At 71.2% G+C, this 19,419-nt stretch carries 18 protein-coding genes; 8 read left to right on the top strand and 10 right to left on the bottom strand.

Annotated features, from left to right (window positions below):
• The 5 genes from AB0B01_RS23035 to hemL form a co-directional block, all read right to left on the bottom strand.
• Complete coding sequence (locus tag AB0B01_RS23035) at positions 1 to 774, bottom strand: cytochrome c biogenesis protein CcdA (protein WP_361722126.1); 774 nt, start codon at positions 772 to 774, stop codon at positions 1 to 3.
• A gap of 4 nt (positions 775 to 778) precedes the next feature.
• Positions 779 to 1,408, bottom strand: a complete 630-nt coding sequence (locus AB0B01_RS23030; protein WP_361722123.1) for a TlpA disulfide reductase family protein — start codon at positions 1,406 to 1,408, stop codon at positions 779 to 781.
• 67 nt (positions 1,409 to 1,475) lie between these two features.
• Positions 1,476 to 2,726: a hypothetical protein gene (locus AB0B01_RS23025; protein ID WP_361722120.1), complete on the bottom strand. Its 1,251-nt coding sequence runs from the start codon at positions 2,724 to 2,726 to the stop codon at positions 1,476 to 1,478.
• 74 nt (positions 2,727 to 2,800) lie between these two features.
• Positions 2,801 to 3,481: a histidine phosphatase family protein gene (locus AB0B01_RS23020; protein ID WP_361722117.1), complete on the bottom strand. Its 681-nt coding sequence runs from the start codon at positions 3,479 to 3,481 to the stop codon at positions 2,801 to 2,803.
• Entirely contained in the window at positions 3,478 to 4,812 is a 1,335-nt protein-coding gene (gene hemL, locus AB0B01_RS23015; protein WP_361722114.1) for a glutamate-1-semialdehyde 2,1-aminomutase, read from the bottom strand. The genes AB0B01_RS23020 and hemL overlap by 4 nt, the downstream gene beginning before the upstream one ends.
• Before the next feature lie 307 nt (positions 4,813 to 5,119).
• Here hemL and AB0B01_RS23010 point away from each other — a divergent pair, with 307 nt between their 5' ends.
• Positions 5,120 to 5,557 (top strand): hypothetical protein, encoded by a 438-nt coding sequence (locus AB0B01_RS23010; protein ID WP_356851979.1) that lies wholly within the window; start codon positions 5,120 to 5,122, stop codon positions 5,555 to 5,557.
• A gap of 148 nt (positions 5,558 to 5,705) precedes the next feature.
• Here AB0B01_RS23010 and AB0B01_RS23005 read toward each other — a convergent pair whose 3' ends face one another.
• A complete protein-coding gene (locus AB0B01_RS23005; RefSeq protein WP_361722111.1) occupies positions 5,706 to 7,115 on the bottom strand; it encodes an FAD-binding oxidoreductase in 1,410 nt (469 codons plus the stop codon).
• Between the two features lie 176 nt (positions 7,116 to 7,291).
• On the opposite strand from AB0B01_RS23005, the gene AB0B01_RS23000 reads away from it, so the two are divergent.
• Positions 7,292 to 8,032, top strand: coding sequence for a Mut7-C RNAse domain-containing protein (locus AB0B01_RS23000; protein ID WP_361722108.1), 741 nt, complete (start codon positions 7,292 to 7,294; stop codon positions 8,030 to 8,032).
• Positions 8,033 to 8,067: 35 nt separating this feature from the next.
• On the opposite strand, the gene AB0B01_RS22995 is transcribed toward AB0B01_RS23000, so the two are convergent.
• Positions 8,068 to 8,505 carry a hypothetical protein gene (locus AB0B01_RS22995; RefSeq protein ID WP_361722105.1) on the bottom strand — a complete coding sequence of 146 codons (438 nt, stop codon included), beginning with the start codon at positions 8,503 to 8,505 and terminating at the stop codon, positions 8,068 to 8,070.
• A gap of 246 nt (positions 8,506 to 8,751) precedes the next feature.
• Here AB0B01_RS22995 and AB0B01_RS22990 point away from each other — a divergent pair, with 246 nt between their 5' ends.
• Together AB0B01_RS22990 and AB0B01_RS22985 are read left to right on the top strand one after the other, a co-directional pair.
• Positions 8,752 to 9,513, top strand: a complete 762-nt coding sequence (locus AB0B01_RS22990; protein WP_361722102.1) for an SDR family NAD(P)-dependent oxidoreductase — start codon at positions 8,752 to 8,754, stop codon at positions 9,511 to 9,513.
• 106 nt (positions 9,514 to 9,619) lie between these two features.
• Positions 9,620 to 10,201 (top strand): Uma2 family endonuclease, encoded by a 582-nt coding sequence (locus tag AB0B01_RS22985; protein WP_361722099.1) that lies wholly within the window; start codon positions 9,620 to 9,622, stop codon positions 10,199 to 10,201.
• 72 nt (positions 10,202 to 10,273) lie between these two features.
• On the opposite strand, the gene AB0B01_RS22980 is transcribed toward AB0B01_RS22985, so the two are convergent.
• Positions 10,274 to 11,467 (bottom strand): RtcB family protein, encoded by a 1,194-nt coding sequence (locus tag AB0B01_RS22980; protein ID WP_361722096.1) that lies wholly within the window; start codon positions 11,465 to 11,467, stop codon positions 10,274 to 10,276.
• 191 nt (positions 11,468 to 11,658) lie between these two features.
• Between AB0B01_RS22980 and AB0B01_RS22975 the strand changes: the two genes are divergently transcribed.
• From AB0B01_RS22975 to AB0B01_RS22965, 3 genes are all read left to right on the top strand, one after another.
• Positions 11,659 to 12,525 carry a DUF3558 domain-containing protein gene (locus AB0B01_RS22975; RefSeq protein ID WP_361722093.1) on the top strand — a complete coding sequence of 289 codons (867 nt, stop codon included), beginning with the start codon at positions 11,659 to 11,661 and terminating at the stop codon, positions 12,523 to 12,525.
• A gap of 183 nt (positions 12,526 to 12,708) precedes the next feature.
• On the top strand, positions 12,709 to 13,482 hold the full coding sequence (locus tag AB0B01_RS22970; protein WP_361722091.1) for a DUF3558 family protein: 774 nt from the start codon (positions 12,709 to 12,711) through the stop codon (positions 13,480 to 13,482).
• Between the two features lie 103 nt (positions 13,483 to 13,585).
• On the top strand, positions 13,586 to 14,953 hold the full coding sequence (locus AB0B01_RS22965) for a DUF2637 domain-containing protein (RefSeq protein ID WP_361722088.1): 1,368 nt from the start codon (positions 13,586 to 13,588) through the stop codon (positions 14,951 to 14,953).
• 116 nt (positions 14,954 to 15,069) lie between these two features.
• Here AB0B01_RS22965 and lysS read toward each other — a convergent pair whose 3' ends face one another.
• The gene (gene lysS / locus AB0B01_RS22960; protein ID WP_361722085.1) at positions 15,070 to 16,803 is read right to left on the bottom strand and encodes a lysine--tRNA ligase; all 1,734 of its coding nucleotides are present in this window, start codon (positions 16,801 to 16,803) and stop codon (positions 15,070 to 15,072) included.
• Between the two features lie 180 nt (positions 16,804 to 16,983).
• On the opposite strand from lysS, the gene argS reads away from it, so the two are divergent.
• Positions 16,984 to 18,759, top strand: a complete 1,776-nt coding sequence (gene argS, locus AB0B01_RS22955; RefSeq protein ID WP_361722082.1) for an arginine--tRNA ligase — start codon at positions 16,984 to 16,986, stop codon at positions 18,757 to 18,759.
• 99 nt (positions 18,760 to 18,858) lie between these two features.
• Here the strand turns inward: argS and AB0B01_RS22950 are convergent, their stop codons facing one another.
• Positions 18,859 to 19,131: a DUF1876 domain-containing protein gene (locus AB0B01_RS22950; RefSeq protein WP_361722079.1), complete on the bottom strand. Its 273-nt coding sequence runs from the start codon at positions 19,129 to 19,131 to the stop codon at positions 18,859 to 18,861.
• Positions 19,132 to 19,419 lie beyond the last annotated feature (288 nt).

Below are 19,419 nucleotides of genomic sequence, written 5' to 3'. Positions count from 1 at the left end.
TCAGATCCCCACCGTGAAGCCTTGGGTCCAGCTCTGCATGTCGTTGACGATGCTGTCCCACAAACCTGTGACGAGCAGCAGGCCGGTCAGGATCAGCATGCCGCCGCCGATGCGCATCACCCATGCATAGTGGCGCTTGACCCAGCCGAACGCGCCGAGCGCCTTGCGGAAGGCGATGGCGGCGAGGATGAAGGGCAGGCCGAGGCCGAGGCAGTAGGCGACGGTCAGCAGTGCGCCCCGGCCGGCGCTGGCCTGGTCGATGGAGAGCGTGTTGACGGCGGCGAGCGTCGGACCCATGCAGGGGGTCCAGCCGACGCCGAAGAGCACGCCGAGCACGGGCGCCCCGATCAGGCCCGCGGTCGGCTTCTTGTGGAAGCGGAACTCCCGCATCGTCAGGCCCGGGATCGCGCCCATGAAGAAGAGGCCGAGCACGATCACCAGACCGCCGAGGACGCGGGAGATGATCTCCTTGTTGCCCTGGAGGGTCGCTCCGAAGTAGCCGAAGAGGGCTCCGGTGGAGACGAAGACGGCCGTGAAGCCGGCGATGAACAGGCTCGCGCCCGCCACCATCCGGCCGCGCCGGGCCTCGGCGAGGTCGGCTCCGCTGACGCCGGTGACGTACGAGAGGTAGCCGGGGACCAGCGGCAGGACGCAGGGCGAGAAGAAGGACACCAGCCCGGCGAGCAGGGCCAGGGGCATGGCCAGCAGCAGTGCGCCGCTGAGCACCGTCGTGTTCACGCCGGTCGACTCGGCGGCGAGGACGTACACGAGCACGAGGTCACTGCTCCGCGAGCAGCGGGTCGATCATGGAGCGCAGCTGCTGTTCGCTGACCGCGACCAGGGTGCGGGCGGCGATCCGGCCCTCCTTGTCGAGGACGATCGTGGAAGGGATGGACTGGGCGTTCAGCGTGCCCGCGGGGAAGCGGAGCATCAGCTTGCCGTCCGGGTCGTAGAGGCTCGGGTAGGTGATCCCGAAGTTCTCCTCGAAGGAGGCGGCGTTCTGCTTGCTGGTGTCGCGGGTGTTGATGCCGACGAAGGCGACGGGCTTCCCGGCGGCCTCCAGCTCCTTGGAGACCTTCGCGAAGTAGGGGGCCTCGGCGCGGCACGGCGGGCACCAGGATCCCCACACGTTGAGGACGACGACCTTGCCCTTGAGGGCGGTGGTGTCGAGGGTCCCGCCGTCGACGGTCTCTCCGTCGAGCTTGGGCGCCTCGTCGCGCGAGCCCTTGGCGACGGTGGAGATGCCGCTCTTGCCGGTCACGTAGTTGCCGCCGGCGCTCCCGGACGGCTTGCCGCCGTCGTCGCTGCACGCCGTCAGGGTCAGGGCGCTCGCGAGGGTCACCGCGGTCAGCAGGAGGACGCGGCCGCTGGTCGAGCGGCGGCGACGGGGGGCGCGGCCAATTCTCATGTGAAAAGTTTCGCATGGGCGTTTTGCGGATCTTCCGCACCCCCCGGGGCGGTGCGCAATTCGCTGGTCAGGCCGCGGGGAGCGGGGTGAGGTACGTCTTCCAGCCGCCGGCCGGGGACTCGCCGGGGGCGAGGGTGCGCAGCCGGGAGAGCAGTGCGGGGTCCTGGACGTCCAGCCAGTCGGTGAACTGCCGGAAGGATACGAGCCGTACATCCTTTTTGTCCGACATGCTCTTGAGGGCTTCCTCCACGGCGTCCATGTAGATCCCGCCGTTCCACTCCTCGAAGTGGTTGCCGATGAAGAGGGGCGCGCGGTTCGTCTCGTACGCACGGCGGAAGCCCGCCTGGTAGGAGGCGGTGGCCTGGGTGCGCCAGGCCGGGTAGTTGGAGGGGACGCCCCGGGTGGTGTTCTTCGACTGGTTGGCGAGGATGTTGTAGTCCATCGACAGCACCTCGAAGGAGTGCCCGGGGAACGGCATGGACTGCAGGGGCAGGTCCCACAGGCCGCCCCTCTTCTGCGGCCAGACCTGGAGGCCGCCGGGCGAGGAGGCGTCGTAGCGCCAGCCCAGCTCCGCGGCGACCGGGAGCAGGTTGTCCCGGCCGAGCAGGCAGGGGGTGCGGCCGCCGGTGAGCTCCTTGCCGTAGTCGAAGGGCAGCGGGTCGACGTCGGTGAAGCCGGTGTGGGTGCGCCAGTTGGTGACGAAGGACACGGCCTGGTCGATCTCGCTGCGCCAGTCGGCCGGGGTCCAGTGCTCGACGGAGCCGGAACCGCCGCAGAAGTGGCCGTTGAAGTGGGTGCCGATCTCGTGGCCGTCGAGCCAGGCCTGACGGACGCAGCCGAGGGTGTTGCGGACGTTCTCGTCCTTGAGGTAGCCGATGTCGGAGGCCCCGGCCGGGTTGTTCGGCGGCCGGTAGAGCTCCTTCTTGGACTCGGGCAGCAGGTAGAGGCCGGAGAGGAAGAAGGTCATGTACGCGCCGTGGTCCCTGGCGAGCTTGAGGAAGCGCGGGAAGAGGCCGTTGCCGACCTCTCCCGCGCCGTCCCAGCTGAACACCACGAACTGCGGTGGCGTCTCGCCCGGCTGGAGCGGCACGGGCCGGGGCGGCTGGTGCGGCTGGGGCCCGGTGTCGGCGGTGGAACCGTCGCCCAGGGGCCGGATCACCGACGCGGACGGGCCGGAGCCGCCGGGGCCGGGACGGCCGCCCGGGCCGGCCGGGCGGCTGCTGCCGCCGCAGCCGCCGATCCCGGCCGCAACCGCCACGGCCGCGGCACCGAGCCCGAGCAGTCCCCTGCGGGTGAGGTCGCGCGCATCGTCGCTCATGAATAGTCACATAAACGGACTTTTCAATGAAGTCGAGGTACCACGCGGTGATTCCAGGGGACTTGTATGAATCTTTAGGCGCCGAACGCCTTGGACTTGCCCTTCACCGGCTTCGCCCCCGCCAGGAGATGCGCCGGAACCAGGTCCCGGGCCGGCTCGCTGTACCCCACCGACACCAGCCGGTCGCCCTGGTACGTGAACGAGGTCAGCGAGGCCAGCGTGCACTGGCGCCGCCGCGGGTCGTGCCACAGCCGGCGCTTCTCCGCGAAGCTGCGCACGATCCAGATCGGCAGCTGGTGGCTGACCGCCACCGCCTCGTGGCCGCGGGCCGCGTCGCGCGCCGCCTCGATCGCGCTCATCATCCGGACGACCTGCTCCACGTACGGCTCGCCCCAGGACGGCCGGAACGGGTTCGTCAGGTGCTTCCAGTTGGCGGGCTTGCGCAGCGCGCCGTCCCCGACCCCGAAGGTCTTGCCCTCGAAGACGTTCTCCGCTTCCAGCAGCCGCGCATCCGTCGCCACGTCCAGTCCGTGCCGCTTGGCGACCGGCGCCGCCGTCTCCTGCGCCCGCTCCAGCGGGGAGGAGACGACGTACGTGACGTCACGCCCCTGCAGGTGGTCCGCGACCCGCTCGGCCATCCGGTGCCCCAGCTCGGAAAGGTGATAGCCGGAACGGCGCCCGTAGAGGACCCCGTCCGGGTTGTGCACCTCACCGTGCCGCATCAGATGGACGACGGTGATCTCCTTGCTGCTCATACGGTCCCCTCCGGGGAGGCCTCGGCGGCGGCGCGGGCGGCGGCGGGCAGCGCCGCCGCGATCCGCTCGATCGCCCGCGCATCGTGGGCGGTGGAGACGAACCACGACTCGAAGGCCGACGGCGGCAGGTAGACGCCCTGCGACAGCATCGAGTGGAAGAAGCCGTTGAAGCGGAAGGACTCCTGCTTCTTCGCGTCGTCGTAGGTGCGGACCTCGTCCTCCGTGAAGAACACGGAGAACATGTTGGACGCCGTCTGCACCCGGTGCGCGACGCCCTCCTTGGCCAGCGCCCCGGTCACCAGCGCCTGGATCTCCTTCGAGACGGCGTCGACCTTCTCGTACGCGGCCCCGTCGAGCAGCCGCAGCTGCGCGAGGCCGGCAGCGGTGGCGACCGGGTTACCGGACAGCGTGCCCGCCTGGTAGACCGGGCCCGCCGGAGCGAGGAAGCCCATCACGTCGGCGCGGCCGCCGAACGCCGCGGCCGGGAAACCGCCGCCCATGACCTTGCCGAAGGTCATCAGGTCGGGCTTGACCCCGTCCACGCCGTACCAGCCGGCGCGGGAGGTGCGGAAACCCGTCATCACCTCGTCGGAGATGTAGAGTGCCCCGTTCTCGCGGCAGAGGTCGGCAAGGCCCTGGTTGAAGCCGGGCAGCGGGGTGACGACGCCCATGTTGCCCGGCGCGGCCTCGGTGATCACACAGGCGATCTCACCGGGGTGCGCGGCGAAGGCCGCCCGGACCGCCTCCAGGTCGTTGTAGGGCAGCACGATCGTGTCGCCGGCCTGCGCACCGGTCACGCCCGGGGTGTCCGGCAGCGCGAAGGTGGCCAGGCCCGAACCGGCGGCGGCCAGCAGCGCGTCCACGTGCCCGTGGTAGCAGCCGGCGAACTTCACCACCTTGGCGCGGCCCGTGAAACCCCTGGCCAGCCGGATCGCGGACATCGTCGCCTCGGTGCCGGAGGACACCAGGCGGACCTGCTCGACCGGCTCGATCCGCGCGACGATCTCCTCGGCGAGCGCGACCTCGCCCTCACCGGGCGTGCCGAAGGACGTGCCGCGGGCGACGGCGGCCTGGACCGCCTCGGTGACGGCGGGGTGGGCGTGGCCGAGGATCATCGGCCCCCACGAGCAGACGAGGTCGACGTACTCGCGGCCGTCGGCATCGGTCAGGTACGGACCGGTACCGGACACCATGAACCTGGGCGTTCCGCCCACGGCGCGGAAGGCCCGCACCGGAGAGTTCACGCCGCCAGGCGTCACGAGGGACGCGCGGTCAAAGAGAGTCTGCGAGACTTTGGCTTCATACGGGTACGGGTAGCTCACACCAGCCATGGTCTCATCAGGCCGCGACTGACTTGCGGACGGGCGTTTCACCGCGCCGCCCCGGGGGAGGTCACTGCCATGATGATCAGGCCACGTGGTGGGGCCACGGGGCCGGGGCAGGCAAGACCAGTCGGGTGGAGATATGCAACGCGGTGGTGGACCGGGCGAGGGTACGGACGGCCTCGACCCGCAGCGCGCCCGTGAGGCCCGCGAAGCCCGCCGACGGGGCAAGCACCGGCGCCGGGCCGCGGACGCGGCCGATCCCGTACCGGGGCCGATGGAAGCCCCCGACGACGACCTGCCCAAGGGCCGCGGTATGGGCGTGACGTACAAGTACTTCGGCGCCCCCGACGGCGCGACGGCGGCCCGGGTCCCGGTCACGATGCGGCCGGAGGAGCTCGGCGGCGACGAGCTCGGCATGGGCGGCATGTTCACCAAGATCAAGCCGGAGACGATGGCCGCGATGGTCCTGACCGGCATCGAGGGCATACCTCTGCACAAGGTGCCCCCGTTGGAGCTGGTCGTCCTCCACCCCGACTACGCGGTGGTCAAGCTCCCGATGACGGTGGTCGACCCGCTGCGCGGCATCGGCGAGGAGTCGGTGGGCGCAGCGGCCTTCATCTGGTCGACGGTCCCGGACCGCGGCGGTCCGCGCGACGCGTTCAACGTCTACCAGCTGCTCCACGAATGGCAGGACTTCTCCCACCGCCTCCACGAGAACGGCCACCAGGCCTACTGCCTGGTCTGGCCCTGATCGAAGCCCGGGCGCGGCAGGTGGATCCCGACACGCTCGCCGGTGCCGTGCTGCCCGTCACAGCCCTGCTGTACGGGTGGCTCGGGGCGCGCCGCCACCGTGCGAACGCACCGGCGGGCGGACCCGTGGGCGGACCGGCGGACGGCGGCTAGACCGGCGGTGGCGGGATGTTCTGGTTGAGGCGGAAGACGTTCGCCGGATCCCATTCGGCCTTCAGGGCCCGCAGACGGCCCAGCGCGCCCGGCCCGTAGGCCTGCCGGATCCGCCGCTCGCCCTCGTCCATCAGGAAGTTGACGTACACCCCCGCATGGTGCGGCTCCAGCGCCGCCCAGAACTCCCGGACCCAGCGGCGCTCCTCGTCGAAGCCGTCGGCGCTCGCGCAGATCCCGTTGATGTTGAGCATGTGGCCCACGCCGCGGTCACCGAACGCCGTGCCGTCCCCATCCGCCCGGGCCACCGCGCCGCCCAGCTGGAACAGCGGGAAGGAGCTGAGCGGGGAACCGATCCGGGCCGCGTACCGCGCCATGGTGTCGATCACCTCGTCGGTGAGGCGGTCGATGCCCGTACTGCGGAAGTAGTACCACCAGCCGTGCGGGAACGACGGGTCGAACATCGCCTGGTGCGCCAGGAACGGCTTCGGCACGCACAGGTCCAGCAGGGGCCGTCCGAACTCCCGCATCGGACGCATCACCTCCGCACCGGCCTCCACGTCGCCCGCGTAGCAGCCGATCACCATGACCACGGGCCGCCCGTGCAGCTCGGCCGGGATCGCCGGCAGCGGCGGGACCTTGCGGTGCACGACGATCGTCGTCAGCTCGTCGGGCACCGCCGTGATCCAGTCCCGGTAGAAGCGCAGCACCTGCGGGGAATCCTCCACGGACCACAGGACGGGCCCGGCGAGGACGGTCGGCCCGACCGGATTCAGCCGGAACGTGAACTCCGTGACGACACCGAAGTTCCCACCGGCCCCGCGCACTCCCCAGAACAGCTCCGGATGGCTCGTCTCACTCACCGTGACCTGTTCCCCGCGAGCCGTGACCAGCTCCACCGACAGCAGCTGGTCGACGCTCAGCCCGTACTTGCGGCTCAGCCACCCGATCCCGCCGCCCAGGGTCAACCCGGCGACCCCGGTGTGCGTCACGATCCCGGACGGCACCGCCAGCCCGAACGGCTGGGTCGCCCGGTCCAGCTCCCCCAGCAGCACCCCCGCCCGGACCCTGGCCGTACGGGTCTCGGGGTCCACCCGGATGTCCTTCATCGGCGACAGGTCGATGACGACACCGCCGTCGCACACCGAGTGCCCGGGGAAACTGTGGCCGCCGCTGCGGACGGCGACGAGCGCGCCCGTGTCCGTCGCCCACTTCAGCGCCGCGGCGACGTCGCCGGGGCCCGTGCACGGCGCGATGAGGGCGGGATGCCGGTCGATCGCGCCGTTCCAGACCCGCCGTCGCTCCTCGTACGTCGCATCGCCGGCCCGCACCAGGCTGCCGCGGAAGGACCGCGCCAGCTCGTGGTACGCGGAGTCGTCCAGCCGGACCGGCTCGGTCGAGACACCCATGGGCCCACTCCTCGCCCCTCGCCCCTCCCTTCCGAGTCTTCCACCCCCCGCCACGCCCGGCCACGGCAAGCCGGCCGGCGGACGACGAACGGCAGCGGGCCACAGTCAGGGGCCACGACCCCCGCCACCCCGTAAATTCGGCCGCACCGCCCGGCCCCCAATGGCATGCTGACAGCGTGAACGGACCCGGCATTCAGCTCACCCTCGCCCCCGAACTGCGCCTGTTCGCCGCGCCCAGCCGGCGCGCGGAGCGCGTACCGACCCCGACCGACGGCGCCTCCAGCCTCGGACACGTCGTCGAATCGGCCGGCGTCCCGCTCACCGAGGTCGGCCGGCTCCTCGTCGACGGCGACGAGGTGCCCTTCTCGTACGTGCCCCGCGCCGGCCAGACCGTCGAGGTGTTCGGCGTCGACCGCCCCCAGCAGATCCCGGGCGCAACACCGCTGCGCTTCCTCCTCGACGTCCACCTCGGCACCCTCGCCCGCCGCCTGCGCCTGCTCGGCGTGGACGCCGCGTACGAGAACGAGGACATCGGCGACCCCGCCCTCGCCACCCGCTCCGCCGCCGAGCAGCGCATCCTGCTCTCCCGCGACCGCGGACTGCTGCGCCGCCGCGAGATCTTCGCAGGGGCGTACGTCTACAGCGACAACCCCGACGAGCAACTGCGCGACGTACTGGGCCGGTTCGCCCCCGCCCTGACCCCGTGGACCCGCTGCACCGCCTGCAACGGCCCGCTGCGCCAAGCCGACAAGGAGAGCGTCGGCGACCGCCTCGAACGCGGCACGCACCGCTCGTACGACGTCTTCGCGCAGTGCACCGCCTGCGAGCGCGTCTACTGGCGCGGCGCCCACCACGCCCGCCTGGAGCGGATCGTCAGCGAGGCGGTCGAGGAGTTCGGCGGCGTGGCCACGCCGTGACGGCGTGGCCACGCGGCGGCCCGACCACCCGGCGGTCAGAAGGCGTACGTGTCGCCCGTGTCCAGCGCCAGCACCGCGGGCTCGTTGTTGGACAGGTTCCGGTCCGCCGCGCCGCCGTCCCACCAGGTGTCGATCCGGACCACCACCTCCGGCACCCGCTCCCGTAGCCGCAGCAGCAGCCCGATGTGCCGGCCGCGCCCGTGCAGCGGCATGGCGCCCGTCTCGCACACCACCTGGCGCAGCCCGGCCCGGGCGCAGCCCTCGGCCAGTTGCTGCCGGTCCGCGAGGTCGGCCGACAGGCGCACCCGCAGCGTGGCGTTGGCCACCGCCGACGGCCCCTCGTTCTGCGGGACCAGCCACACCCGCAGCTGCCCCTGGGACAGGGAGACCCGCCCGTGGTAGGACACGTCCGCCTCGGGCCCGCTCCGCGCCTGGGCAGGCCCGGTCGCCCCGAGCACCAGCAAGCCCGCCACCACCACACTCCGTACGGCACAACGGCGCACCGCCACCACCTCCACGCGCGGACGCTAGCCCGCCCCGGCCCCGACCGGTCGGACCATCACACGAACGAGGGCGCGCCGCCCCCCACCCGGCCGACCGTCCCGAGCGGCCGCACGCCCCGCGCGGCCGCCGACCCCACGCCTATGCTGGCGGGTACTCACCCGTACCACGCCCGTACGAAGCCGTACGGAGGACCGAGCGCACCAGGAGCCCCGCACATGAGCACGGCCACCCGAACCGCCGTAGTCACCGGCGCGAGCAGCGGCATCGGCGCGGCCACCGCCCGGCAGCTCGCCGCCGCCGGCTACCACGTCGTCCTCACGGCCCGCCGCAAGGACCGCATCGAGGCCCTCGCCGCCGAGATCGCCGAGGCCGGGCACGAGGCCACTGCCCACGCCCTCGACGTCACCGACCGCGCCGCGGTCGACGCCTTCGCCGCCTCCCTCGCCCGCTGCGACGTACTCGTCAACAACGCGGGCGGCGCCCTCGGAGCCGAGCCCGTCGCCACCGGCGACCCGGCCGACTGGCGCACGATGTACGAGGTCAACGTCATCGGCACCCTCAACGTCACCCAGGCCCTGCTCCCCGCCCTCACCGCCTCCGGCGACGGCACGGTGGTGGTCCTGTCCTCCACGGCCGGGCACGCCACGTACGAGGGCGGCGCGGGCTACGTCGCCGCCAAGAACGGCGCCCGCGTCCTCGCCGAGACCCTCCGCCTGGAGATCGTCGGACAGCCCGTCCGCGTCATCGAGATCGCGCCGGGCATGGTGAAGACCGAGGAGTTCGCCACCACCCGCTTCCGCGGCGACACGGAGAAGGCCGCCAAGGTCTACGCGGGCGTCGCGGACCCCCTGTCCGCCGACGACGTGGCCGACACCATCACCTGGGCCGTCACCCGCCCCAGCCACGTGAACATCGACCTCCTGGTGGTCCGCCCCCGCGCCCAGGCCTCGAACACCAAGGTCCACCGCGAGCTGTAGCCCCCCACCGGCCCCGCCGGGCGCGTAGGGGTGAATCAGCACGGATTGCCGGTGGTCACGGCTACGCTCCGAAAGGGTGGGTCACGAAAGGGAGGAAGCCATCGCCGTGATACAGCACGAGACCACGATCGCGGAGGCCGCCGATCGTCTCTCCAAGGAGCTTCCCGGGCACCGAGTGGAGATTCTCCAGGGGAGGCTCACCGTGACACCACCTGCCGACGGGGCACACTCAGAGACCCTGACGTGGCTGATCGAGGAATTCGCCGCAGCTGGGGCAAGGAAGGCCGGGCTGAAGTACCTCCAGACCATCGGCATCGACCTGCCGACCGGCCCGGACGATTTCGCCATTCCAGACTTCGCGCTGGTCGAGGCGGATTACCGTGAGTCCCGGGCCGCCCGCAACTGCTATGCCCCCGACGCGTTCCGCATGATCCTGGAGGTCACCTCCTCGAACTGGTCGGACGACATCGGCATCAAGGTCGAGAGCTACGCCAAGGCCGGCATCCCCGTGTACGTCGTCGCGGACCGCCACCACGACGAGGTCGTCCTCCACACCGACCCCCGTGGCGACGGCTACCGCCGGCGCAAGGCCTTCAAGCGCGGTACCGCCGTCCCCCTCCCCGAGGACATCGGCGTCACCCTTGAGCTCTCCGTCGACCGCCTCCTCGACGGCGACGAGAACGCCTGAGCCCGGACACGGAAGGGCCCGGACCGATCACGGTCCGGGCCCTTCCATTCCCCCGACAACGGCACCCCGGGCTCAGCCCTTGATGCAGATGACCTGCTTGAGCTTGGCCACGACCTGGACCAGGTCGGTCTGCTGGTCGATGACCTGCTCGATCGACTTGTACGCGCCCGGGATCTCGTCCACGACGCCCGAGTCCTTGCGGCACTCCACGCCCCGGGTCTGCTCCGCCAGGTCGCGCGCAGAGAACCGCTTCTTCGCGGCCGTCCGGCTCATCTTGCGGCCCGCGCCGTGCGAGGCCGAGTTGAAGGACTTCTCGTTGCCGAGGCCCTTCACGATGTACGAACCCGTGCCCATGGAGCCCGGGATGATCCCGTAGTCACCGCTGCCGGCGCGGATCGCGCCCTTGCGGGTGACCAGCAGGTCCATGCCGTCGTACCGCTCCTCCGCCACGTAGTTGTGGTGGCAGCTGATCTCCTGGGTGAAGGAGACCTTCGCCTTGCGGAACTCCCGCCGGACGACCTCCTTGAACAGGCTCATCATCACCGCGCGGTTGTACTTGGCGTACTCCTGCGCCCAGAAGAGGTCGTTGCGGTACGCCTCCATCTCGGGGGTGGCCGCGAGGAAGACCGCGAGGTCCCGGTCGACCAGGCCCTGGTTGTGCGAGAGGCCGCGGGCGACTCCGATGTGGTGCGAGGCGAGTTCGTTGCCGATGCCGCGGGATCCGGAGTGCAGCATCAGCCAGACCGAGCCGGCCTCATCGAGACAGAACTCAATGAAGTGGTTTCCCGATCCGAGCGTTCCGACCTGCTTCGTGGCCCGCTCATGACGGAATTTGACCGCATCCGCAAGGTAGTCGAACCGCTCCCACAGGTCCCCGAACCCCGTCGGCCCGAACCCGTAGAGCCGCCCCGGGTCCACCGGCTCCCGGTGCATGCCCGCGCCCACCGGGATGGCCGCCTCGATCTTCGAGCGGAGCTTCGAGAGGTCGCCCGGCAGGTCGTTCGCCGTGAGGGACGTCTTCACCGCCGACATGCCGCAGCCGATGTCCACCCCCACCGCCGCAGGACACACCGCGTCCTTCATGGCGATCACCGAGCCGACTGTGGCGCCCTTGCCGTAGTGGACGTCCGGCATGACGGCCAGGCCCTTGATCCACGGAAGGCCGGAGACGTTGTGCAGCTGCTGCATCGCACTGGCCTCGACCGACGCGGGGTCGGTCCACATCCGGATCGGGACCTTCGCTCCCGGCACCTCTACATACGACATAAGGTCTTAATCCCCCGTAAAGCGCAAAAAAGTCTCCATACGCAAAAGCCTCGCTCTTGGCCCCAAACCAGACAAGGGACCGGCGCCGGCACCAGCGTGTGCGATAGACATTGTGTTCATCCGCGCCCACGGCGCGGCAACGCATTTTCCTGACCGCCGGGCGGCCGGGCGGTCGAAGGGAGCCAGTGGACGTGCAGCGCAAGGCGGTACGGCGGGTCCTGCCAGGCATCGCGATGCTCACCGCACTCGTGGCCGGGGCCAGCGGCCTGACAGGGTGCACCAGCGGGAGCGGCGGCGGGTCCGCCGGCGACTCCAAGGCCGGGGACAGCACCACCGTGCCCGCACCCCCCGGCAAGTACCGCAGCCTCCCCTCGCCCTGCAAGGCAGCCGACGGCAAGCGCCTCAAGGCCATGCTCCCGGCCGCGGCCACGCTCACTGAGGAGCAGCGCGGCCGGCTGTACGCCGGCACTGCCGACACCTCGTACGACGCCGACCGGCACGTCGCCTGCCGCTGGACGGCGCAGACCCCCGAGGAGACCCGGCTGCTGTCGGTCGGCTTCGAGCGCGTGGTGTCCTACGACCGGTCCACGGCGAGCGACGACGACAAGGCGCGACAGGTCTACGTCCGCCGCCTGACGGACGCGCACCTGCCCTTCCCCGGCCCGGCCCCCACGGGCAGCCCCGGCACCGCCCCCACCACGGCCCCGAACCCCGCCACCAGCCCCGCCACCAGCCCGGCCGCCAACCCGGCCACCGGCCCGGCCGCGGGAACCTCGACGACCCCCGGCCCCGGCGCGAGCGTCCCGCCGCCCGAGCTCGGTTCCCGCGTGCTCGAAGGGCTCGGCACCGAGGCCTTCCTCGACGACAAGCTGAGCGCGGCCGGCGCCAGCGCGGCCCAGGCGCGGACCGTGCGGATTGTGTTCCGCACCTCGAACGTCATCGTCACCGTCGAGTACAGCGTGCAGCCGTCGCTGCCCGGCACCATCCCGTCGAGCCCCGAAACCCAGGACAAAGCACGGCAGTTGGCACAGGCGCTCGTCGAGCGGTTCAACGACTGAACGGCACCGCGGACGGCCCGGCGTGACGGCGCGCACAGCAGGCCCGCGCCGGATCGGGCTACCGTTGCCCGGGTCCCACGCCCCGGACGGCGTCACCCGAACAGCTCACGGAACACGCCACGGCGTCGCCCACACGTCCACACGTCGCCACCACGTACCGGCCCACCACGTACTGAAGGAACCATGCACCGATCAGCCTCGCGCCGCCTCACCCGCGTCCTCGCCTGCGCAGCCGTCCCGGTGATCCTCACCGTCGCCGGATGCTCCTCCGACTCGGACAAGGGCTCGGGCTCGGACGGCGGCAAGAAGTCCAGCGCCTCCTCGCCCGCCAAGCCGAACGGGAAGCCGTCGGCCGGCCTGGAGAAGGCGGCGTTCGCGACGCTGCCCGACCCCTGCAAGGCGATCCAGACGAAGACCGTCGAGACCCTCGTCCCCGAGGCGAAGGACAAGAACGGCACGGCGACCAAGTCGAACGACCTCTCCAGCCGCGCCAGCTGCTCCTGGAACGGTCTCGACGAGGACGGCCTGAAGGGCTCGCAGTACCGCTGGCTGTCGATCTCCCTCGTGCGCTACGACTCCCACGCGTCGCTGGGCAGTGCCAACAAGCGCGCCGAGGAGCAGTACGCCAAGCAGACCGCGGCGGCGAAGACCACCGAGGGCGCGCACGACGTGAAGGAGGAGGCCGCCGGCGGTATCGGCGACCAGGCCACCTCCGTCGTGTACGGGGTGAAGAAGGACGTCGACTTCTTCAACACCACCATCGTGGCGCGCACCCAGAACGTAGTGGTCACGCTTGACTACAACGGTGCGGCGTACGAGGGTGCGAGCGCCCCGGACCAGGCGAAGCTGCTCCAGGACGCCATCGCGGCGGCGAAGGAAGCGGTGGCCTCGGTGGACGCCGCGAACCAGCAGCAGAAGCAGCCCGAGCAGCAGGCTTCCCCCTCGCCCCAGCAGTGATCGGCGGTAACCCACCGTATTAAAGGGAGGCTGACATTCAGTCACTCCCACCGTCACCCGTACGCTGTGCCTGCCGTAGCTCGACAAGGGGAGGGGATCGCGGGTGGCCGCGATGCAGCTGACTCGTACGCACCGGATACTCATCGGCGTCGTGGTCGCAGGAGCCGTGGTCATCGCGGGCATCGGCTTCGCGGGCTCGTACGCCGCGGTGCGGGCGCTCGCATTGCAGAAAGGCTTCGGCAGCTTCTCGCTGGTGTTCCCGATCGGCATCGACGCGGGCATCTGCGTGCTGCTGGCCCTGGACCTGCTGCTGACGTGGATCCGGATCCCGTTCCCGCTGCTGCGGCAGACGGCGTGGCTGCTGACCGCGGCGACCATCGCGTTCAACGGTGCGGCGGCCTGGCCGGACCCGCTCGGTGTCGGCATGCACGCCGTGATCCCCATCCTGTTCGTGGTCACGGTGGAGGCGGCCCGGCACGCGGTGGGCCGGATCGCGGACATCACCGCGGACCGGCACATGGAGGGCGTACGGATCACCCGGTGGCTGCTGTCGCCGGTGCCGACCTTCAAGCTGTGGCGCCGGATGAAGCTGTGGGAGCTGCGGTCCTACGAGCAGGCCGTCGGCATGGAGCAGGACCGGCTGATCTACCAGGCGCGGCTCCAGGCCCGCTACGGCCGGGCCTGGCGCCGCAAGGCGCCGGTGGAGGCGCTGATGCCGCTGCGCCTGGCCCGGATCGGCGTCCCGCTGGCCCAGACGGCCCCGGAGGGCCTGGCGGCGGCGGGGATCGACCCGGTACTGCTGCCTCCGGCGGATGCGGCGGGTTCGGCCCCGGCCCTGGAGCCGGGCAGGGCCGGCGGCCCGGCGCCCGCGGGCATCGGCCTTCCCGGCGGGGCCGCGGGACCGGCGGCGGCCGCGGGCCAGGCCGCACCGGCGGCCGCCGGTGCGGAGCCCGGCGATCGGACGGAGGGCGTGCAGGGCCCGGCCGCAGTCCCCGGGCACCACGCCCCGCCGCCCTTCGCGGTGGAGCCGACGGCGATGCCCGCCGCGCACGACAGCGCCTGGTTCGCGGCCCCGCTCGCCCCGCAGGCCGCGTACGAGGGCGGCTACAACCCGCAGTACGTCGAGGGCCTGGAGCCGACCCCGGTGATGCCCCCGGCGGGCCCGGAGGATCCGGAAGGCCCGCAGGGTCTGCAGGCCGCCCGGCCCCTGCCGGACCCGGCGGCGTCCGTGCAGCTGCCGGCGCCGCAGGCGCAGGACGTCGACGAGGTGAAGTTCGCGGAGGCCTCGTACGAGGTCTTCCGCGCCTACATCGACGAGTACGGCCAGTTCCCGAACCCGGAGCAGCTGGACATACACCTCGCGGACCGGCTCGGCATCGTGCACCCGCGCAGCGCCACCACGCTCAAGCGGCTCATGCCGGAGCTCAAGCAGCGCTACCAGCGCGACCTTGAGAACGAGCACATCGCGTAACGGGCATCGCGCTACGAGCCTCGCGTCACGGGCATCGCGCAACGCCGTCCCGCGCATGCGGAAGGGCCCGTACCCCTCGGGGTGCGGGCCCTTCCCACGTCAGGGCACGGTCCGGCTCAGGCGGCGAGCAGCTTGCGCACCCGGTCCGCCCCCACCGCCAGCAGCAGCGTGGGCAGGCGCGGCCCGGTCTCCCGGGTCACCAGCAGGCGGTACAGCAGGGCGAAGAAGGACCGCTGCGCGACCTTGAGCTCCGGTGTCGGCTTGGCGTCGGGCTCCAGGCCCGCCATCACCTTCGGCACGCCGTAGACGAGCGTGGTCAGCCCGTCCAGCGACCAGTGCGAGTCCAGGCCGTCCACCAGCAGGCGCAGCGACTCGCGGGCCTCGTCGTCCAGGGAGGACAGCAGCTCGGTGTCGGGCTCCTCGCGGACGAGGGTGCGCTGGTCGGCCGGGACCTGGGTGGTGATCCAGTTCTCGGCGCGGTCCAGGCGCGGCCGTACCTCGTCGAGGGAGGTGAGCGGCTTGTCCGGCTCCAGGTCGCTGAGGATGCGCAGGGTCTGCTCGTCGTGGCCGGCGGTGATGTCGACCACCGAGGCGAGCGTGCGGTACGGCATCGGCCGTGGCGTGCGGGGCAGCTCGTGCGAGGCGACCCGGACGGCGCGGGTGTGGGCGGCGGCGTCGGCCGGCAGGACGGAGCCGTCGGCGACCTTGGCCTCCAGCTTGTCCCACTCGTCGTACAGCCGCTGGATCTCCTGGTCGAAGGCGATCTTGAAGGACTGGTTCGGCCGGCGGCGGGCGTACAGCCAGCGCAGCAGCTGCGGCTCCATGATCTTCAGGGCGTCGGCCGGGGTGGGGACGCCTCCCTTCGAGGAGGACATCTTGGCCATGCCGCTGATGCCGACGAAGGCGTACATCGGTCCGATCGGCTGCTCGCCGCCGAAGATGTGCACGATCTGCCCGCCGACCTGGAAGGACGAGCCGGGCGAGGAGTGGTCGACGCCGGAGGGCTCGAAGACGACGCCCTCGAAGGCCCAGCGCATCGGCCAGTCGACCTTCCAGACCAGCTTGCCGCGGTTGAACTCGCTGAGCTTGACCGTCTCGGTGTACTCGTCCTCGGTGCAGACGTAGGTCATCTCGGTCGTCTCGTCGTTGTACGAGGTGACCTTGGTGAAGTCCTTGCCGCAGGCACCGCAGTACGGCTTGTACGGGAAGTACTCGGAGCCCTCCGCGCTGCCGTCGTCCTCGGCGGCCGCGCCCGATCCCTCGGCGGCCTCCAGCTCGGCGGCGTCTACGGGCTTCTGCTGCGGCTTCTTGCCGGCGCCCGGCTTCTGCTTCGTGCGGTACTGGTCGAGTACGGCGTCGATCTCGCGGCGGTGCTTCATCGCGAACAGCACCTGCTCGCGGTAGGCGCCGGAGGTGTACTGCTCGGTCTGGCTGATCGGGTCGTACTCGACGCCCATCTCGGCGAGCGCCTCGACGAAGGCGGCCTTGAAGTGCTCGGCCCAGGTCGCGTACGGCGATCCGGCCGGCGCCGGGACGGAGGTCAGCGGCTTGCCGATGTGCTGTCCGAAGGTCTCCTCGTCCACGCCGGGGATGCCCCGGGGCACCTTCCGGTAGCGGTCGTAGTCGTCCCAGGACAGGACGTGCCGGACCTCGAAGCCGCGGCGGCGGATCTCGTCGGCGACCAGGTGCGGGGTCATGACCTCGCGGAGGTTGCCCAGGTGGATCGGGCCGGAGGGGGAGAGTCCGGACGCGACGACGACAGGTTTGCCGGGTGCTCGGCGCTCCGCCTCGGCGATGACCTCGTCCGCGAAACGGGAGACCCAGTCGGTCTCGGTGCTGCTCTGAGCCACGACACGTCCTTCTATCTCGTAATGCTGGCTTCAGCCATTCTCCCAGACGGAACGGGCCGCTCCGGGGTTGCCCGGGAGCACCTTTATCCCGGACTGCGGACAGCCCCCGCGTGGGATACTCGGGGCTTGTCGGAAAACCCAAGCGCGCCTCCGGGCACAACCTCACAGGAACGGCAGCTCATGGCCTCGGTCCATTCCCTCGCTTCCTCCGTCAACCAGCGCGTCGCGGACGCCCTCGCCTCCGCCCTGCCGGAGGCCGGTGCCGCCGACCCCCTGCTGCGACGTAGCGACCGGGCCGACTTCCAGGCCAACGGCATCCTGGCGCTGGCGAAGAAGGCGAAGGCCAACCCGCGGGAACTCGCCACGACGGTGGTCGAGGGCATCCCGACCGGCGGCGCGTCCGACGTGATCCGGGAGATCGAGGTCTCGGGCCCCGGCTTCCTCAACATCACGGTCTCCGACCGGGCGATCATCGAGACCCTGGCCGCCCGGGCCGGCGACGACCGCCTCGGCGTCCCGTACGCGGCGAACGCGGGCACGACGGTGATCGACTACGCGCAGCCGAACGTCGCGAAGGAGATGCACGTCGGCCACCTGCGCTCGGCGGTCATCGGCGCGGCGATGGTGGAGATCCTGGAGTTCACCGGCGAGAAGGTCATCCGCCGCCACCACATCGGCGACTGGGGCACCCAGTTCGGCATGCTCATCCAGTACCTGATCGAGCACCCGCACGAGCTGGACCACAAGGCCGACGGCGACGCGGAGGTCTCCGGCGAGGAGGCCATGTCCAACCTGAACCGGCTCTACAAGGCCTCGCGCGCGCTGTTCGACTCGGACGAGGAGTTCAAGACGCGGGCGCGCGCGCGGGTCGTGGACCTCCAGGCGGGCGACGCCGAGACGCTGGCGCTGTGGCAGCGGTTCGTCGACGAGTCGAAGATCTACTTCTACTCCGTCTTCAACAAGCTGGACATGGACATCCAGGACCCGGACGTCGTCGGCGAGTCCGGCTACAACGACATGCTGGCCGAGACCTGCAAGCTGCTGGAGGAGTCGGGCGTCGCCGTCCGCTCCAACGGCGCGCTGTGCGTGTTCTTCGACGAGTACAAGGGCCCGGACGGCAACCCGACCCCGCTGATCGTCCAGAAGTCCGACGGCGGCTTCGGCTACGCGGCGACCGACCTGTCCGCGATCCGCGACCGCGTCGGCAAGCTCGGCGCGGACACCCTGATCTACGTGGTCGACGCCCGCCAGTCCCTCCACTTCAAGATGGTCTTCGAGACGGCCCGCCGCGCCGGCTGGCTGGGCGAGGACGTCCAGGCGGTCCAGCTGGCCTTCGGCACGGTCCTCGGCAAGGACGGCAAGCCGTTCAAGACCCGCGAGGGCGAGACGGTGCGGCTGGTGGATCTGCTGGACGAGGCCATCGACCGCGCCGCGGCCGTGGTGCGGGAGAAGGCCAAGGACCTGACCGAAACCGAGATCGGCGAGCGGGCCGTTCAGGTGGGGATCGGCGCGGTGAAGTACGCGGACCTGTCCACCTCCGCCGCGCGCGACTACAAGTTCGACCTGGACCAGATGGTCTCCCTCACGGGTGACACGTCGGTGTACCTGCAGTACGCGTACGCCCGTATCCAGTCGATCCTGCGCAAGGCCGGGGAGGCGAAGCCGGCTGCCCACCCTGAGCTGGCCCTGGCACCTGCCGAGCGGGCGCTGGGCCTGCACCTGGACGCCTTCGGCGAGCTGATCGCCGAGGCGGCCGCCGAGCACGCCCCGCACAAGCTGGCTGCGTACCTCTACCAGCTGGCGTCGCACTACACGACGTTCTACTCGGAGTGCCCGGTCCTGAAGGCCGAGACGCCCGAGCAGGTCGAGAACCGCCTCTTCCTGTGCGACCTGACCGCCCGCACCCTCACCAAGGGCATGTCCCTGCTGGGTATCCGCACCCCCGAGAAGCTCTGACCCCGCCTGCTCCACGGGGCGGCCCCCGTCTCCCGGCCGGGGAGACGGGGGCCGCCCCGTTTGGGTTCAGGGGGAGTGGGTGGGAGTGGGTTCAGGCGTTCACTGGTTCAGCGGGTAGGAGTGCCGGCCCGTCACCTCGTCGATCTCGGAGTGGGCCTTCTGCAACAGCTGGGTGGAGAGATCCATGAGCGCACGAGCCCCCGCGATCTCCTCGCCGACCCTCAACTGCTCCGGGTCGGAAGGATGACGCATGGCGTAGCCGCGCGCCTTGAGTTCGGAGCCGTCACCGAGCCGGACCATGGCCGCCGCGCTGGTGCGGTGGCCTTCCTCGCTGAACTCCAGCTCCACGTGCCACCCGACCAGTGTGGACATGGTGCATCACCTCCAGGCAGGGTCACCCTGACTCCAGGGTGCGCCGAGGGGACGACTAACGCGAGCGGGGGGCGGGGTCGGGAGGCGGGGGTGGGGGCTTCGGGGGCCGGGATGCCCGCACCCGGGGTCGAAGGGTGGGCCGGGGGCGGGGTCGGGGTGGGCGGGATGCCCGCGCCCGGCATCAGGGGAGGTCCGGGGGCGTCCCGTCAGTCCACTGTCCTTCCGTGTCGGTCCGGGCCGTCAAGGGCGCTCCTTCGTCGCGTCGCTTCGCGATGGCCTTCGGCCACC

The sequence above is a fragment of the Streptomyces sp. NPDC044571 genome (assembly GCF_040647115.1).
GTDB lineage: Bacteria > Actinomycetota > Actinomycetes > Streptomycetales > Streptomycetaceae > Streptomyces.
The sequence above is the reverse complement of the archived record's forward strand: the minus strand, read 5'-3'. Positions and strand labels throughout refer to the sequence as shown.

Excerpts from the sequence above, each read along its gene's own strand:
- AB0B01_RS23030 (WP_361722123.1), bottom strand. The coding sequence starts at position 1,408 with ATGAGAATTGGCCGCGCCCCCCGTCGCCGCCGCTCGACCAGCGGCCGC.
- AB0B01_RS23025 (WP_361722120.1), bottom strand. The coding sequence starts at position 2,726 with ATGAGCGACGATGCGCGCGACCTCACCCGCAGGGGACTGCTCGGGCTC.
- AB0B01_RS23020 (WP_361722117.1), bottom strand. The coding sequence starts at position 3,481 with ATGAGCAGCAAGGAGATCACCGTCGTCCATCTGATGCGGCACGGTGAG.
- hemL (WP_361722114.1), bottom strand. The coding sequence starts at position 4,812 with ATGGCTGGTGTGAGCTACCCGTACCCGTATGAAGCCAAAGTCTCGCAG.
- AB0B01_RS23010 (WP_356851979.1), top strand. The coding sequence starts at position 5,120 with ATGGGCGTGACGTACAAGTACTTCGGCGCCCCCGACGGCGCGACGGCG.
- AB0B01_RS23005 (WP_361722111.1), bottom strand. The coding sequence starts at position 7,115 with ATGGGTGTCTCGACCGAGCCGGTCCGGCTGGACGACTCCGCGTACCAC.
- AB0B01_RS22990 (WP_361722102.1), top strand. The coding sequence starts at position 8,752 with ATGAGCACGGCCACCCGAACCGCCGTAGTCACCGGCGCGAGCAGCGGC.
- AB0B01_RS22980 (WP_361722096.1), bottom strand. The coding sequence starts at position 11,467 with ATGTCGTATGTAGAGGTGCCGGGAGCGAAGGTCCCGATCCGGATGTGG.
- AB0B01_RS22970 (WP_361722091.1), top strand. The coding sequence starts at position 12,709 with ATGCACCGATCAGCCTCGCGCCGCCTCACCCGCGTCCTCGCCTGCGCA.
- argS (WP_361722082.1), top strand. The coding sequence starts at position 16,984 with ATGGCCTCGGTCCATTCCCTCGCTTCCTCCGTCAACCAGCGCGTCGCG.
- AB0B01_RS22950 (WP_361722079.1), bottom strand. The coding sequence starts at position 19,131 with ATGTCCACACTGGTCGGGTGGCACGTGGAGCTGGAGTTCAGCGAGGAA.